Origin of the sequence: Nocardia acididurans, assembly GCF_016741815.1 — a bacterium.
GTDB lineage: Bacteria > Actinomycetota > Actinomycetes > Mycobacteriales > Mycobacteriaceae > Nocardia > Nocardia acididurans.
Genome location: NZ_JAERRJ010000005.1, coordinates 180,703 through 196,385 on the forward strand (window position 1 = coordinate 180,703; position 15,683 = coordinate 196,385).

A 15,683-nucleotide genomic window follows, 5' to 3' on the forward strand; every position below is an offset into this window, starting at 1 on the left:
CAGCGGTGGCGAGATTTGTCAATCCCCTTCCATTGCCGAGAATGATCGATAACATACGGCCCATGCTTCAACGCCTCGATCGCATACTCAGCTACGAGATGAAGGTGTCCGAGTTCCTCGGGACGCTCATCCTGCTCGGGATTCCCTACGGCCTGGTGGGCGTGGTCTGGACGCTCACGCACACCTCGCACCTGAAGCAGCTGCACGGCCTGGACGTGCTCGTCTCCTTCCTCGGCTCGGTGGTGTGCTGGCCCGTGCTCACCTTCTCGAATGTGTGCATGACGTAATGATGGTTCTGGTCTGGCTCATCGACCTCCTTGTCATGGGGGTGAAGGTGCTCGGTGGGCGTATGCAGGTGAATCCCGTTCTGCGCTTCGGCCTTTGGGCCGCCGTGCTCAGCACCGTGGCGGCCGGGATCGCCGTTCTCGGCTTCGGCCTCGTCCTGCTGCAGCAGTATCTCGACAACCTGGCGTAAGGGGGGGGATGACAATGACCACCACCGAGAAACCGCGCACGCGGGTACAGCCGCACCAGCCGGAGTCCGGCGAACTGGAACGCATCGTCGACAGCGCCCGGGGGCTGTGGAAACGGCACCCGCAGCGGTCGTTGGAGACGCTCGGCCGGCAGGTGCTGCTGGGCCGGGAAGCGTTGCGGCAGTTGGTGTTGTCGCTGGCGCGGCGACGGTTCCCGTATCAGGAGTTCATCAAGCAGTGCGCGTTCATGACCAGCGTGTCGGCCGCGCCGACGGTGCTGGTGGCCATTCCGATCGCGGTGGTGGTGTCGATCCAGGTCGGGGCGCTGGTGAACCAGGTCGGGGCGACCACCTTCATCGGGGCGGTGGCCGGGCTCGGCATCATCCGCCAGGGCGCGCCGCTGGTCACCTCGCTCATGATCGCGGGCGCGGTCGGCTCGGCCATCACGGCGGATCTGGGCTCGCGCACCATCCGCGAGGAGATCGACGCCATGAAGGTGATGGGCGTGGACCCGGTGCGGCGGCTGGTGGCCCCGCGACTGGTGGCGGCGGTGCTGGTCAGCATGCTGCTGTGCGGGTTCATCGTGTTCGTGGGCTTCGCGACGGCCTACATGTTCAATGTGTACGCGCAGTCGGGGACGCCGGGCTCGTTCATCGGCTCGTTCGCGTCCTTCGCGGTGGCCAATGACCTGATCATCGCGCTGATCAAGGCGGCGATCTTCGGTGTGATCACCGCGATCATCGCCTGCGACACCGGATTACACGCGCACGGCGGCCCCGGCGGGGTGGCCAATGCGGTGAACTCGGCGGTGGTCAGCTCGGCGCTGATGCTCTTCGCGACCAACATCATTCTCACCCAGCTGTACAACACGCTCTTCCCGACGAAGGTGATCTGAGGTGGGCAGACCATATACGCCGCCGGCGCTCAAACCCGTTCGGATGGTGAGCAATGCGGTGTCGGTCCCGGTGCAGGCCAATCAGCGGCTCGGGCACCAGACGATCACGTTCTTCCAGGCGCTGGCGGCAATTCCGTTCGTGCTGAAGCACTATCGGAAGGAAGTGCTGCGTCTGACCGCGGATGTGGGCTGGGGCAACGGCTCGCTCATCGTCGGCGGCGGGACCATCGGCGTGGTGCTGGCGCTGTGCGGATTCGCGGGCATCACCGTCGGTATGGAGTCCTACACCGCGCTCAACCTGCTCACCATGAGCCCGCTCACCGGCGCGATCTCCGGTTTCGCCACCACGCGCGAGCTCGCACCCATCGTCGCGACGCTGGCCTTCGCCATTCAGGCGGGCTGCCGGTTCACCGCGCAGCTGGGCTCCATGCGCATCTCCGAGGAGATCGACGCGCTGGAATCCATTGCGATCCGGCCACTTCCGTATCTGGTGAGCACCCGCATGATCGCGGCCACGCTCACCATCGTCCCGCTCTACAGCGTGGGCCTGGCGGTGGCGTACCTGGCGACCAAGCTGTCGGTGCTCATTCTGGGCGGCACCACCTCGGGCACCTACGACCACTACTTCTTCCAGTTCCTGCTCGGGCCGGACGTGTTCTGGTCGCTGCTCAAAGTCGTGGTGTTCGTGATGATCTCGACGTTCATCCAGTGCTACTACGGTTTCGTGGCCAGCGGCGGTCCCGAGGGCGTCGGGGTGGCCGCGGGGCGCGCCATCAAGATGGTCATCGTCGTCATGGTCTTCACCAATCTGTTTCTCACCCTGGCTATCTGGGGTATCGACCCCGGTTTCCGGATCTCGGGGTAGGTCAAGATGCTTCTCGATCCCAGTGGCCGTGGACCCACGGCCCGACAGCTGACCCTCGCGGGGTTGGCCATGATCAGCGCGGTGGCGCTGCTGCTGTTCCTGCTCGGCCTGCGCTACACCGGGCGCTTCGAGGACAAGGTGCCGGTGACGGCGGTGCTCACCAGCACCGGTGACGGCCTGCCCGATCGCGCGGACGTGAAGTTCCGCGGCATGGTGGTGGGGCGCGTGGAATCGGTCGAGGTGGTGGCCAAGGGCCTGAGCCAACGTGCCGAGATCGCGCTGAAACCCGGTATCGCGGAGACGATTCCGGATACCGTCGCGGCGCGGGTCATTCCCAACAATATCTTCGGTGTCACCGCCGTCGAGCTCGTGGACACGACGACCACGCAACAGACCCTGAAGGCGGGGGCCACGATCCCCGAGGACACCAGCGAGGGCACCGTCCAGCTGCAGACCACGCTCAACGTGCTGCGGACGGTGCTGAACAATATCCAGCCGGAGAAGCTGGGCCGGGTGCTCGGAACCCTGTCCGCCGCACTGGATCCGCAGTCGCGGGTGCCGGGCTCCACGATCGAGCGCCTGGACCGCTGGCTCACCGAGATCCACGCCATCCCCGGAATCGGTGATCTGCTGGGCGATCTGGGTCAGGCCGCCACGGCGCTGAGCCGGTCCGCGCCGGAACTGGTGGGCCTGCTGTCGAAGTCGGTGACCACCGCGCGCACGCTCACCGAGCAGCGCGCGAATCTCATTGCCCTGCTGACCAATGGCAGCGCGGCGGTGGATTCGGTGAACGCCCTCTTCGCCGCCAATCCGGATTCCGGCAAGTACCTGGTCTCCGGCCTGGACGAGCTGTTCGGCAGTCTCGCCCAGGATCCGCAGGCCATTCCGGTGTCGATCGCGAATCTGAACACGGCGCTGCAGCGGCTCCAGGGCGTATTCACCTTCGGCCCGAAGAAACAGATGGTCTGGAAGATGGACGTGTCCGTCACCCCGTTCCAGCAGTACACGGCCGAGGACTGTCCGCGCTACGGCGATCTCACCGGCCCGCGCTGCGGCGGTTCGACCGTTCCGGTGACCGCTCCGGCGCAGGAGTATCCGGCCTCGCTGGAACAGTTGCGCGGCCTGGAGGCCGTCGCGGCCATCGTGGGCAGGCAGCCCACCATGGCCGAGACCATCCTGCTCGGGCCGGTCCTGGCCGGCGGCTACCTGTCGCCCGCCGAGCCGGAGGGAGGGAAATGAGTTCCGGCACTTTCCAATCGAGACGGGCACTGGCGGGCTTCGGCCTGTTCGCGGTGATCGCGATCGTGCTCACCTACACCATCTGGTCGACCCTGCAGCGGTCGGTTCCCGGTGGGACACACAGCTATTCGGCGGTCTTCTCCGATGTGCTGGGTCTGCGGATCGGCGATGACATCCGCATGGCGGGCGTGCGCGTCGGCCGGGTCGACAAGATCGATTTCACCGACGGCTACCGCGCCCGGGTGGACTTCCGCATCGAGGACGACCAGCATCTGACCACCTCCACCAAGGCGCTGGTCCGCTACCAGAACCTGATCGGGCAGCGGTATATCGCGCTCATGCCCGGTAAGGAGGCGGGCGTGCCGCTGGAGACCGGCGGGCAGATCCCGATCGAGCGGACCGAACCGTCCTTCGATGTCTCGGCGCTGCTGTCGGGTTTCGAACCGCTGTTCAGCGTGCTGCAGCCGGATCAGATCAATTCACTGTCGGAGACCCTGATCCAGGCGCTGCAGGGCAACAATGTGTCACTGAGCGCGCTGATCACCCAGGCCGCGCAGCTGGCCGCCACCTTCGGACAGCGCGATCAGATCCTCGGCGATGTGGTGGCCAATCTGAGCAGTGTGATGGCGGGTCTGGCCAATCGCAGCGGTGAGCTGGAAACCCTGATCACCCAGACGCGGGCGCTGACCGAGTCGCTGTACGCGCAGGGTGAGGTGCTCAAGTCGTCGGTGGATCGCGTCGCCACCGCCACGGATTCGCTGGTGAACATTATCGCCCAGGTGAAACCCGGTGCGGCACAGGCGCAAACCGATGCCACGGCCGGCATCGCGCTGCTGCTCATGAACGGGGCGTCCCTCGATCAGGCGGCGGTGGAACTGCCCGAGGTGCTCAATGCCATCGCCCGCTTCAGCAGTTACGGCACCTACGGCAATGCCTACATCTGCCGGCTGGATGTGTCGCTGTGGGGCGTGCTGTTCCCGCCGGGCCTGTTCTCGCAGATCGGCGGCGATTCGCAGTCGGAGGTGTGCCGATGAGGAGATTGCTGCAGAACAGGCACCTGCGCGTCGGCGTGATCACGGCCGGATTGGTCGCACTGCTGCTGGTCGGCTCGACCGCGTTCAAGCAGGCTCGGCTGGGCGACAAGACGATTCAGGCCGAGTTCGCCCAGGCGGCGGGTCTGCGCGCCGGGGCCACCGTGGATGTCTCCGGCATCGAGGTCGGTCAGGTGTCGGCGGTCCGTCTGGCCGGTGACAAGGTGCTGGTGGACATGAAGGTTCGCGACGAGATCACCCTCGGCTCGGATGCCAAGGCCGCCATCAAGATGTCCACGATTCTCGGCCGCCTGCATGTGGAACTGGTGCCGGGTACCGGTGCGAGCCTGCCCGGCGATCGCATCACGATCGAGAACACCACCGTCCCCTACAACCTGGGCAAGGTCATCCAGGATCCGAAGTACAAGTCCTCCTTCGAGCACATCGAACGCATCGACGCGAACAAGCTGCGCCAGGCCCTCGATGTGGTGAACACGCAGATGGGCGACTCCCCCGAGCTCGCCGTACAGGCGCTGGACAGTGTGGGCGCACTCGCCAAGGTGATCAACGATCGCCGCGACGAGGTGGACACGCTGCTCAAAGGCATGGATACGGTGTCGCAGCTGGCCGCCGACAATCAGTCGGGCGTGCTGTTGCTGCTGACGCGCGGTGAGGCCATCGGATCAGCGGTACAGCAGCGGCAGGCGCTGCTGCAGCAGCTGCTCGACAATGTCGCCGCGCTGTCGAAGCTGTTGCAGGACATGGGCTTGGAGAACGGCGATCAGCTCGGCCCGCTCATCACGAATCTGAACACCATGTCGGAGGGGCTGGAGAAGAACCGGGACAACCTGGCCCGGCTGTACGAGATCATGCCGGTCACGCTGCGGCAGTTCAACAATGTGGTCGGCAACGGCCCCTACGGCGAGGTGTACGCGCCGTGGTTCTTCCCGGACAACTGGCTGTGCGCCACGCAGGTCATTCAGGGGTGCAACTGATGAGGATTCGAGTATTCGCCAAACTCGCGGCGCTGTGCTGCGCGGCGGCGGTGGCGTCGGGGTGTTCGGCGCTGCCGGATTCGCTGAACGGTGAAGCGTACCTGGGTGATCGGATCCGCGTCAGCGCGGACTTCGAGAACGTGGCCGGACTGTACGCGGGCAATGAGGTTGCGGTACTGGGTGTTCCGGTCGGCACGGTGGATTCGGTGACGCCCAAGGGCAGTTACGTGCAGGTGGTCATGTCCATCGACCGCGGGGTGCAGGTGCCCGCCGATGCCATGGCGGCCCTGGTGAATCCGCAGCTGATCACCAACCGGCACGTGGAGCTGGCCCCGGCCTACACCGGCGGCGAGACGCTGCGCGACGGCGCGCATATTCCATTGCCGCGCACCAGGGTTCCGGTCGAGCTGGATCGGATCCTGGAGAACTTCGATCAGCTCGGGGCGGCGCTGAAGGGTGACAGCGATACCGGGCCGATGGCCAGCCGGGTGCTGTTCCCACTGCTGAACGGGAACGGCGACCGGCTGCGCGAGACGCTGGACAATCTGTCCGCGGCCTTCGAGGTGACCTTCGCCAACAAGGATCAGATCGCCAACACCATCATCAAACTCAACGAGATCACCCAGATCATCGCGTCCAACGATCAGACGGTGCGCGACTTCAGCGGGCGGCTCACGGAATTGGTGAGCCTCATGGGCGAGCAGGCTCCAGGTTTGCAGGCGGTGCTGGCGCAGCTGGAGGACTTCGTCACCAATACCGCGACCCTGGTCGGCGAGAACGAGGATCAGCTGGCCGGTGCGCTGACCCGGTTCGTCGGCATCACCGATCAGATGCGCGCCAATGCCCGCGCGCTCACCGAGATCGTGGATGTCGGGCCGCTCATGTTCCAGAACCTGGCCAATGCCACCAGCACCGAGCATCAGGCGCTGCGACTGCACGGCCTGCTGGACAAGGTGGTGCTGGACAACGAGATCCTGTCGATGTTCTGCGAGCGCGTGATGATGCGCGTGGACGGCTGCCGCACCGGCAGGATTCAGGATTTCGGTCCCGACTTCGGGCTCACCGCAGCACTTCTGGGGATGACGAGTCGGAAATGAACTACAGGACAAGTTGTTTCACGCGCGGCGCGGCGGCGCTGCTCACCACGGCCGCGCTGGCCGGGGCCTCGGGGTGCGCGGTGACGGTGCGGAACGTGCCCATGCCCGAGCCGGGGATCGGCGGGCCTGGATACACCATTCACGCCGCCTTCGAGGATGCGCTCAACCTGCCGGATCGGGCGCACGTGAAGATCGGCGGCACCGACATCGGGGTGGTCACGAATATCGAGACCACCAACTTCGTCGCCGATATCGAGATGCTCATCCGGGCGGACATCAAGCTGCCCCGCGGCACCACCGCCGAACTGCGACAGGGCACTCCGCTGGGTGACATGTACGTGGCCATGACGCTGCCCACCACCGAGGCGGCCGGGGCCCAGCTGCGCGAGGGCGACACCATCGGCACGGAGCTGACCTCGGCGGGCGCGTCGGTGGAGCAGCTGATGATGTCGATCTCGTTGCTGCTCAACGGTGGCGGGCTCAATCAGGCGGCGCGCATCACCTCGCAGATGGACTCCATGTTCAGCGGGCGCGCGCCGCAGCTGCAGCATCTGATCACCGAGATGACGAGTGTCATCGCGGCCTTGAACCAGCGCACCGGGGATATCGACAGCGTGCTGGGCGGACTGGATGTGCTGGCCGGTGAATTGGCCAGGCGCAAGGCCGAACTCGGGCAGGCCGCCGACACGTTCCCCCAGCTGATCGGACTGTTCGCCGAGAACAATCAGCAGATCGTGGATCTGCTGGCCAAGGTGTCGACGACGATGACCGCGCTGGGCGACTTCAGTGATACGACCGGCACCGAATTCGTGAGCCTGTTCAACAGTATCCAGCAGCTCATGTCGGGATTCGCGCAGAGTGATCAGCTGACCGCCGCACTCGACGGGCTGCACGGGCTCACCCCGTCGCTGCTCGCGAGCATGCGCGGCCCGACACTGGCTGTGGCGGCGACGGTTTCGTATCTGAGCATCGGCGCGCTCACCGATCCCAGCGGCAGCCGCTGGCCGGAGCTCAACGATGTGCCGCAGTTCATCGGCAGTCTCGCGCAGGTGCTGCAGAAGATTTTCGGGCGTGTCACCAGCCCGCCCCGGATACCCGGTGTGACAACCGAACCCGTACCCGCCGAGCCCGCCGAACCCGCGCCTGCCGAGGAGGGCGGACGATGAACTCACCGCTGTGGCAATGGATCCTGCGGCGGCGCATCGGCATCGCCAATCTGGGACTGGTGGCCGTGCTGCTGCTGGGCAGCGGCTACATCGGCGGATATGTGCTGCGGTTCAACCCGATTCCGCACACCTACGACGTGACCGTGGAACTGGCGGGCTCGGCCGGACTGGCGGCGGGCAACGATGTCACCTTCCGGGGCAGCCGGGTCGGCAAGGTGACCCAGGTGCGGGTGTCCGGGGACGGCATCGCCGCCGTCGCCGAAATCGACGACACCGCAAGGATTCCGGTGGGCGGCACGGTGGCCGTCGGGCGGCTGTCCGCGGCCGGCGAGCAGTATCTGGATTTCCGGCCCGACTCCGATTCCGGGCCGTACCTCCAGGACGGGTCGGTGGTGGAGCGGGCGCGCACCAGGACGCCGGTGACCATCCAGTCGGTGTTCACCAACCTCAGCGATTTCATCGGCGGCATGAACCCGGACCGGCTCAATGTGATCATCGACGAGCTGGACAAGGCGCTGGCCGGTGGACCGGATCGGTTGCGCAATATGGTGTCCGGCATCAGCCGGGCCATGGCGGGGCTGAACGATCTGCTGCCGCAGACCCGGCAGCTCATCGAGAACCTGGAGATCATCGCCGACACCACCTCGCACGCGCAGCCCGATCTGGGCACCCTCACCCGGGCCGGCGGCGTGCTGTTCGATCAGTTCGCGGCCGCCGACCGGGAGTTGCGGGAGCTGCTGCTGCGCGGGCCGGGGCAGCTCGCGACGCTCGGCGGCTTCGTGACCGAAACCCAGGATCCCATCACCAATCTGGTGACGAACTTCGTGGCGGTCACCAAGGCGGCGAAGCTGCGGGCGCCGGCCATCGCGGCGCTGTTCCCGGCGCTGCGGGTGGGGTCGGAGGCGCTCGGCGTGCCCGCGCACGACGGGGCCTATCACACGCTGGTCGATCCGTGGCCGCGGCCGACCTGCGAATACGAGACCATCCCGGTCGTTCCGACGCAGATCCAGACCGATACCCGGGTGCGGCTCTACAACTACTGCGTCACCGGCAATCCCGCACTGCAGGTGCGTGGATCCGCGAATGCGCCACGGCCCGATGTGCCGGACAACGGGGTCACGGCGCCGCCGGGGGTCACCGGCGATGAACTCTCCCAACCCGTCCCCAACCGATAGGAGTCGCAACCATGAGTGGGGTCGAGCTAGACAAGGACACGGATGACGCGGAGGTCACCGGCAGCGTGGATTCCGGCCGAGAGCCTGCCGGAACAACGGAGGAGGCATCCGACGATCCGGAGCGCGGGAGGCGTTTCACGGTGCCGGCGCTCGGTGGGCGGGCGAAGGTGGCGGTGCGGGCGGCGGCCGCCGCGATCGTCGGTGCGGCCGTTGCCTCGAGTGTGTACTTCTTCGTGCAGAACCAGCACAGCACGGAGCTGATCGATGCCAGGGAGGAGGCTCGCACGGCCGCGTGCACCTACGCGCCGCTGCTGGCCACCTATGACGCGAAGAATCTGGACGCCTACTTCACGGCGGTGCTGGAGGGGGCCACGGGTGACTGGCGCACCCAGTTCGACTCCACCAGTAGGGATCTGCGCGAGGTGCTCACGCAGGGGCAGGTGGTGTCGCAGGCCACCGATGTCCAGTGCGGTATCCGCACCGCGGATGCCACGTCGGCGGAAGCCATTGTGGTCATCGGGCAAACCATCACCAGTCTGGGTACCCAGAACAAGCCCTCCCCCGGCCAGCTGTCCATGGTGATGCGGCTGGAGAAGCAGGGGGATCGCTGGCTGGTGAATCGGGTCAACTCGCCGATGGCGCAGCAGGCCACCCAGTGACGCGCCGGAGGTCACCGGCCCGCCAACCCGGCACGGCCGCAAACGACCTGGTGACTACCATTGCCGATATGAATGTCGAGGAGCGTCGCCCCGCTGGCACCACCCGTGACGACGCCCCGCAGCCCGCCGAACAGCGCGTGATCCGCCGCCGCCCGAAGAATCGGCGGGCGCAGATCGCCGCCACCTCGGCCGCGGCCTTCGGATCGCTCGGCTATCACGGCGTGAGCATGGAGGATATCGCCGCGCGGCTCGGCATCTCCTCGGCCGCGCTGTATCGGCACTACCCGAGCAAATACGCGCTGTTCCGGGAGGAACTGCTGCGGCTGGGCACGCTCACCGTCGAATCGTGCACGCCGCCGCCGGAATCGGAGGGGCTGCCCCCGGAGCAGCGGCTGCACCGCGTGCTGGACAAGGTGATCGCGGAGACCATCGCCAATCGGGCCACGGTCACGCTGGTGCGGTGGGAGCAGCGCTACCTCGACGACACCGATCGGCAGACCCTGGAGGATCAGTTCGCGCGGGCGCTGCACAGTCTGCGCGAGTTGATCAAGGATGTGCGGCCGGAACTGGACGGGCACGATCGCGCGGTGCGGGCGGTGGCGATCCTGAGCATCGTCAGCAGCATCGGCGACCACCACGCCGCGCTGCCGGTGAAATCGCTGACCGCGCTGCTGCATTCGGCCCTGCGGTCGTTGATCGCGGCCGAGCTGCCGCCGCCGGGCACCGATGCCGCCGCGCCGAGGGCGGTGGAGATTCCGCAGTCGTTCAAGCACGAGCTGCTGCTCAAGAAGGCCGTGGAGCTGTTCCACCAGCGCGGCTATCCCAATGTGAGCGTGGAGGACATCGCCGCGGCGGCCGATCTGTCGGCGGCGTCGGCGGTGTACCGGTACTACCGCAGCAAGAGCGATCTGCTGGCGGCGGCCTTCCGGCGGGCGGCCGATCGGGTGTCGGGGGCGATCGGCCCGGCGGTGTCGTCCTCGTCGAGTCCGGCCGAGGCGCTGACCAAGCTGGTCGATCTCTATGTGGCGGGTTCGTTCGCCGAGCGCGAGCTGACCTACGTGTATTACGCCGAGTTCGGGCATGTTTCGCCGGAGGAGCGGACCATGCTGCGCAATGTGCAGCGGCTCATCGTGGCCGAGTGGGTGCGGCTGCTGGTGTCGGTGCGGCCGGAACTGTCCGAGGGCGAGGCGCGGATTCTGGTGCAGGCCGCCTTCGGTCTGGTGGTGGATCTGGGCCGCGCGTTCCACGACGATCTGCGCATGTGCCCGCAGGACAGGGTGATTCGCCTCATGGAGGTCACCCTGTTCGGCGTGCCCGCACAGACCGTCTGACGGGGGTTGCAGCCGGGCGCGGGACCTTGCGCGCCCGGCCTCACCGCGCCGGATCGGCCGGACAGCCGGGCACGGACTATCCGCCGGCGGCGGTGATCAGCGACACGGGCGTGAAGGGGGCGTAGTCGCGCACGTGTCCGTTGTCCCACTCCCACAGCGAGATCGGATCGACGGCGACTCCGCTCTGCAGGATGAGGCGCCAGCCGGCGTCCTCGCGCTGCCAGATGTCACCGTCACGGTCCCAGTAGAGACCGATGGTGTGCGGCTCGACCGTGTCACTTCGGCTCATGGTGTTCCTCTCCACGTGATAGCAATCCGCAAGCAACTGCACGAAGAGGGTCGACCACACTCCGTAGCGGTCGATCGACCCCATGGCAGATCCTTCTTGTTCGGCGGACGCCACACCCGTCACCATTGCCAATCCCTTCACTGTGTCGGTAGCGAAAAGTATTCGCCGACCGACTTCCGGGATACTTTCGTGCGGATTATGACGTCTCTTCTGAGCAAATATATTTGCCAATCATTCGCCAACGCATGAAGCGGAGTGGGCGAGTCGAATTCGGCCACGACTTCCCCCCGTTGCGGCGGGTATGCGGTGGAATAATTCGGTTTTTCGGCAACCGATTCTTCGCCGCTCGCACGCTCGTATCGGCACGGAGGTTGTAGCGGATCATGGCGGAACCGCGAGTACACGTTCTCGGTCCGATTCAGTTGATTGTTGAAGACCGACCGGTCGGATTAGGAGCGACCATGTTGCGCGCGGTATTGGCGCGATTGGTCGCCGCCGGCGGTTATGCCACCACCGCCGATCGGCTCATCGACGATCTGTGGGAGGGCAATCCGCCGCCCACCGCCGCCTCGGTGCTCCAGGTGCACATCCACAATCTGCGCCGGATCATCGAACCGGATCGCCCGCGCCGGGCCCGCTCGCGCTACCTCATCTCCGAATCCTCCGGCTACGCACTCAAACTCGCGCCCGAGGCCGTGGACGCCTGGCAGTTCGAATCGCTCCTGCGCGACTACGAGGAGCGGCTGCGCGCCGGACTGCCCGATCCGGCGGCCCGCCGCCAGCTCCTCGACACCGCGCTGGCCCACTGGAACGGCGCGGCCTACGAGGGGCTCACCGGATTCGGCTGGGCGGCACAGGAAGCAGATCGGCTCACCGATCTGCGGCTCACCGCCACGGAGAAACGCGCCGAGGTGGAACTCGAACTCAACCGGCCCACCGAGGTCGGCATCGAACTGCGCGCCCTGTTCGACGACCATCCCGAACGCGAGGAAATCGCCCGGCTGCTCGCCACCGCGCAATACCGGATCGGCCAGCAGGCCCAGGCGCTCACCACGCTGCGGCGCTCCCGCGAATATCTGGACCAGGAATACGGAATCGACCCCAGTCCGGCGCTGCGCGAGCTAGAGACGGCCATCCTCAGCCACTCCGAAACGCTGGCCGGCGCGGGGGTTCCCAGCACTCCCGCGCCCGCGGTGCGAATTCGAAGAATCCGGGAAAACAGCGGATACACCGACGAGCACACCGTGCTGCGGGAAACTGCCGCCGACGCGGAAGCCGGGCATCTGCAAATCGTCTGGATCGCCGGGGAGGCGGGCGCGGGAAAGACCACCCTGGCCGAATCCGCGCTCACCGAACTCGGTGCGCGGTCGTGGACCTTCCTGCGCGGAGGATGCCCCGAGGTGGACGGCGCGCCACCCGCGTGGGCCTGGGCGGAGGTGCTCACCGCGCTCGATCCGGCGGCCTCGGAGAAGCTCGCCGGCGGCGACGCCTTCACCATCGCGAGAACCGTGGTGACACTGTGCAAGCAGCGCACCGCCAACGGACCGGTCGCGATTCTGCTGGAGGACGCGCATCGCGCCGACACCGCCACCCTCCAGGTACTGCGGCAGGTGGTGAACTGGCTGCGCGACGAACCGGTGCTGCTGGCCATCACCCTGCGGGGATCGGAGGCCGGGCAGAACCTGCACGCCACCGCCGCCGCGCTCGCCCACCGCACCGGGGAGTGGCTCGAGCTCACCGGACTCGATCTCGCGGCCACCCGGGAACTGGTCCGCTCGGCCGGACTGGAGGAGATCACCGACGAGGCCCTGGAACTGCTGCACACCCGGACCGGCGGCAACCCGCTGTTCGTGCGGGAGATGGCCAAACTGCTTGCGGCGCAGCGCACCACGGGCGACCGCGAGGATGTGCCGGATTCGATCCGGGAACTCATCACCACGCGGCTGCGGCGGCTGAGCCCCGAGGTGGCCACGGCGCTCGGCCATCTGGCCATCTGGGGCGACGGCGCGGATCTGCGGCTGCTCAGCCGCACCAGCGCGATTCCCGAGGACCATCTCATCGACCTGATCGCCGAGGCCGAGGTGGCGGCGCTGGTACGCACCGACCGCACCGGGCGCATCACCTTCGATCACGCGCTCATCCACGACACCGTGTATCTGGGCATCCCGCGCCTGCGCCGGGTCCGGATGCACTGGGCCGCACTGGAATTGCTGGAGCGGCATGCCGACGACTTCCCCGGCCTGGCCCGGGATCCGGATATGCTCGCGCATCACGCGCTGCTCGGAGCGCGACCCGAAACCGCCGCGCGCGCCATCGCATACGGGCTGGAGGCGACGCGGCGCAGCGCCGACCGCGGGATGACCGCCGATACCGCGCGGCTGTGGCAGTCGGTCATCGAGATGCACGAGATGGCCGGGCACGCGACCCCGCACGCCGACCACCCCGACCGGATCGCACTCCTGGAGGCCCGGTGCGCGCTGGTGGACGCGCTGGCCTACCAGGGCCGCTGGGTGCCCGCGCGAGATGCCCGCGACCGCGCGGTGGAACTCGCCCGCGCGATCGGCGAACCCGGCCTGCTGGTGCGGGCGCTGACCTGCTGGCGCGCGCCCATTCTGTATCCGGCGCTGGAGTGGCGGGATCCGGAACACCGCCTGGTGCACGCCGTGGTGGAGTGCCTGGCCGGGGAAGTCAGCGACGCCGATCGGGTGCGGCTGCTCGCGGTGGCGGCCTACGAAAGTGCCGGGGACTACCGGTTTCCCGGGCGCACCCGGCGCTTCGCCGACGAGGCGCTGGCCGTCGCGCGCACCTGCGAGGATCCCGAGCTGCTGTGCACGGCCATCGCCGCGGGCATCGTCAACCGGTTCACCGCGGCCGAGGATGCCGCGCTGGCGCACGAGCTGTTCACCGTCGCGGATGCCCATGGGCTGAGCCATTTCCGGACGGTGGGGCACTACATGCTGATGCGCTGCGCGCTCGCCGCGGTCGATCTGCGCGAGGCGTTCCGGCAGGCCGAGCTGGCGCTGCTCACCACCGCCGACGCCCAGCTGGCACAGCTGATGGCCCTGATGGACTGCTTCCCGCCGGTGGTGGCCGCGCTGCGCGGCGATCTGCCCGAAACCGAAAGGCTCTACGCGGAACTCGACACCAAGCTGGCGCGCCTCGGCTTCGACGAGGCCGGGCTGATCCGGGCGATACCGAGTCTCGCGCTGGCGTGGGCGCGCGATACGCCGGCCGAGCCGGTGGAACGGATGCACCGGATGTACACGCTGGCACCGGGATTCGGCAGTGCGGCCTATGCGCTGGCGCTGGTGCACGCCGGGGAGCTGGACCGGGCGCGCGAGATCTACCGGGCGACCGCGGAGCTGCGACCGGAGATCGCGCCCGCGGCCGAGTACACCGGCCGCGCGTATGTCGCACTGGCGCTGGGTATCACGGAAGATCTCGCACCGCTGTACCGGCGGTTGCTGCCGGATGCGGGCACCATCGTCGGACTGGAGTCGACCGGCGCGACCTTCGGCACGATGGACACCGTGCTCGGGCTGCTGGCGGCGGCGATGGGTGACGCCGAGGGTGCGGCGGCCCATCACGCCGCGGCGGAGGAACTGATGCGGCGGGTGCGCGCCGAGCTCGCGGATCTCGCGCTACCGCAGCTCGGCGGCAGTCACGCCACGACCGCGGTCTGAACGCGAGACAGACTGAGCGCGAGCCGATTTCGGGCCGTCGGGCGCAGGTGCTCCGACGGCCCGGCAGCACCGAATCAGAGACTTCCCGTGGGCGGGAAGTGGAACGACGAGCCGGTGCCCAGCAAGGTCGCCAGTTTGTTGATCAAGTCGTCCACAGCGCTACCACTGAACATGGCAGACCTCTTTCAGATGAGCGGGGTCGGGTTGGGACCACCCGGGGTGACGCTGGTGAAGGAACCCGAGCTGATCAGGTTCGCGATGGCCGTGAGCAGGTTGCCGATGCCGCTGCCGCTGTCCATGGGGATACTCCTTGTGTCGTGCGTGTGCCGGTGCGGACCGCGATTTACTTGGGTCCGGTGCTGATGGTGGATCCGGTGCTCAGGAACGTGAGGATCTGGGTGATGATCGCCCCGATGTCGACGCCTTCCATATTTCTTTCCTTTCCCTTGGTTTGCGAAAGCTTGTGTTCCGCACGCTTATTCGGTGTCGGCCATCGCTTCGATGAGCGATTTGGGCCGCATATCCGTCCAGTGGCACTCCACGTACTCGAGGCAGTCCTGCCGTCGAGCCGGTCCGTGCGCGATGGTCCAGCCGCCCGGAACCGGGGCGAACACGGGCCACAGCGAGTGCTGCGACTCCTCGTTGACCAGCACGTAGAACTGAGCGTCTTCGTCGTCGAAGGGATTGCTCATGGAATTGCCTTCCGTTCCGAATCGGCAGGGGTGTGGCGACGATCGTCGCCGTGTGTCCCGCCCCGCCGAATCAAGATGTGAATATATCGCTTT

At 67.1% G+C, this 15,683-nt stretch carries 15 protein-coding genes; 13 read left to right on the plus strand and 2 right to left on the minus strand.

The features are described from left to right. Nucleotides 1–62: 62 nt before the first annotated feature. The 12 genes from JK358_RS14115 to JK358_RS14170 all read left to right on the plus strand — a co-directional run bounded on the left by JK358_RS14115 (nt 63) and on the right by JK358_RS14170 (nt 10,926). Nucleotides 63–287 (plus strand): hypothetical protein, encoded by a 225-nt coding sequence (locus JK358_RS14115; RefSeq protein WP_201947676.1) that lies wholly within the window; start codon nt 63–65, stop codon nt 285–287. Continuing rightward, nucleotides 287–475 carry a hypothetical protein gene (locus tag JK358_RS14120; protein ID WP_201947679.1) on the plus strand — a complete coding sequence of 63 codons (189 nt, stop codon included), beginning with the start codon at nt 287–289 and terminating at the stop codon, nt 473–475. The genes JK358_RS14115 and JK358_RS14120 overlap by 1 nt, the downstream gene beginning before the upstream one ends. A gap of 14 nt (nt 476–489) precedes the next feature. Next, nucleotides 490–1,368, plus strand: a complete 879-nt coding sequence (locus JK358_RS14125) for an MlaE family ABC transporter permease (protein WP_201947681.1) — start codon at nt 490–492, stop codon at nt 1,366–1,368. Nucleotide 1,369: 1 nt separating this feature from the next. Then, nucleotides 1,370–2,233 carry an ABC transporter permease gene (locus JK358_RS14130; RefSeq protein WP_201947683.1) on the plus strand — a complete coding sequence of 288 codons (864 nt, stop codon included), beginning with the start codon at nt 1,370–1,372 and terminating at the stop codon, nt 2,231–2,233. A 6-nt stretch (nt 2,234–2,239) separates the two neighbouring features. Then, the gene (locus tag JK358_RS14135) at nt 2,240–3,472 is read left to right on the plus strand and encodes an MlaD family protein (RefSeq protein ID WP_201947686.1); all 1,233 of its coding nucleotides are present in this window, start codon (nt 2,240–2,242) and stop codon (nt 3,470–3,472) included. Continuing rightward, entirely contained in the window at nt 3,469–4,506 is a 1,038-nt protein-coding gene (locus JK358_RS14140; protein WP_201947688.1) for an MlaD family protein, read from the plus strand. Before JK358_RS14135 ends, JK358_RS14140 begins: the two co-directional genes overlap by 4 nt. Beyond that, on the plus strand, nt 4,503–5,498 hold the full coding sequence (locus tag JK358_RS14145; RefSeq protein ID WP_201947691.1) for an MCE family protein: 996 nt from the start codon (nt 4,503–4,505) through the stop codon (nt 5,496–5,498). The genes JK358_RS14140 and JK358_RS14145 overlap by 4 nt, the downstream gene beginning before the upstream one ends. Next, nucleotides 5,498–6,595 (plus strand): MCE family protein, encoded by a 1,098-nt coding sequence (locus JK358_RS14150; RefSeq protein WP_201947693.1) that lies wholly within the window; start codon nt 5,498–5,500, stop codon nt 6,593–6,595. Before JK358_RS14145 ends, JK358_RS14150 begins: the two co-directional genes overlap by 1 nt. Further along, entirely contained in the window at nt 6,592–7,761 is a 1,170-nt protein-coding gene (locus tag JK358_RS14155; protein ID WP_201947696.1) for an MCE family protein, read from the plus strand. Before JK358_RS14150 ends, JK358_RS14155 begins: the two co-directional genes overlap by 4 nt. Beyond that, nucleotides 7,758–8,936, plus strand: a complete 1,179-nt coding sequence (locus tag JK358_RS14160) for an MCE family protein (RefSeq protein WP_201947698.1) — start codon at nt 7,758–7,760, stop codon at nt 8,934–8,936. Before JK358_RS14155 ends, JK358_RS14160 begins: the two co-directional genes overlap by 4 nt. A gap of 11 nt (nt 8,937–8,947) precedes the next feature. Continuing rightward, a complete protein-coding gene (locus JK358_RS14165; protein ID WP_201947701.1) occupies nt 8,948–9,595 on the plus strand; it encodes an Rv1363c family protein in 648 nt (215 codons plus the stop codon). 68 nt (nt 9,596–9,663) lie between these two features. Next, entirely contained in the window at nt 9,664–10,926 is a 1,263-nt protein-coding gene (locus JK358_RS14170; RefSeq protein WP_201947704.1) for a TetR/AcrR family transcriptional regulator, read from the plus strand. Between the two features lie 76 nt (nt 10,927–11,002). On the opposite strand, the gene JK358_RS14175 is transcribed toward JK358_RS14170, so the two are convergent. Next, nucleotides 11,003–11,299, minus strand: a complete 297-nt coding sequence (locus JK358_RS14175; RefSeq protein WP_201947705.1) for a hypothetical protein — start codon at nt 11,297–11,299, stop codon at nt 11,003–11,005. 377 nt (nt 11,300–11,676) lie between these two features. Here JK358_RS14175 and JK358_RS14180 point away from each other — a divergent pair, with 377 nt between their 5' ends. Beyond that, nucleotides 11,677–14,898, plus strand: a complete 3,222-nt coding sequence (locus JK358_RS14180; protein WP_201947707.1) for an ATP-binding protein — start codon at nt 11,677–11,679, stop codon at nt 14,896–14,898. Nucleotides 14,899–15,374: 476 nt separating this feature from the next. Here JK358_RS14180 and JK358_RS14185 read toward each other — a convergent pair whose 3' ends face one another. Continuing rightward, nucleotides 15,375–15,590 carry an MbtH family protein gene (locus tag JK358_RS14185; RefSeq protein WP_201947709.1) on the minus strand — a complete coding sequence of 72 codons (216 nt, stop codon included), beginning with the start codon at nt 15,588–15,590 and terminating at the stop codon, nt 15,375–15,377. Between the last annotated feature and the right edge of the window lie 93 nt (nt 15,591–15,683).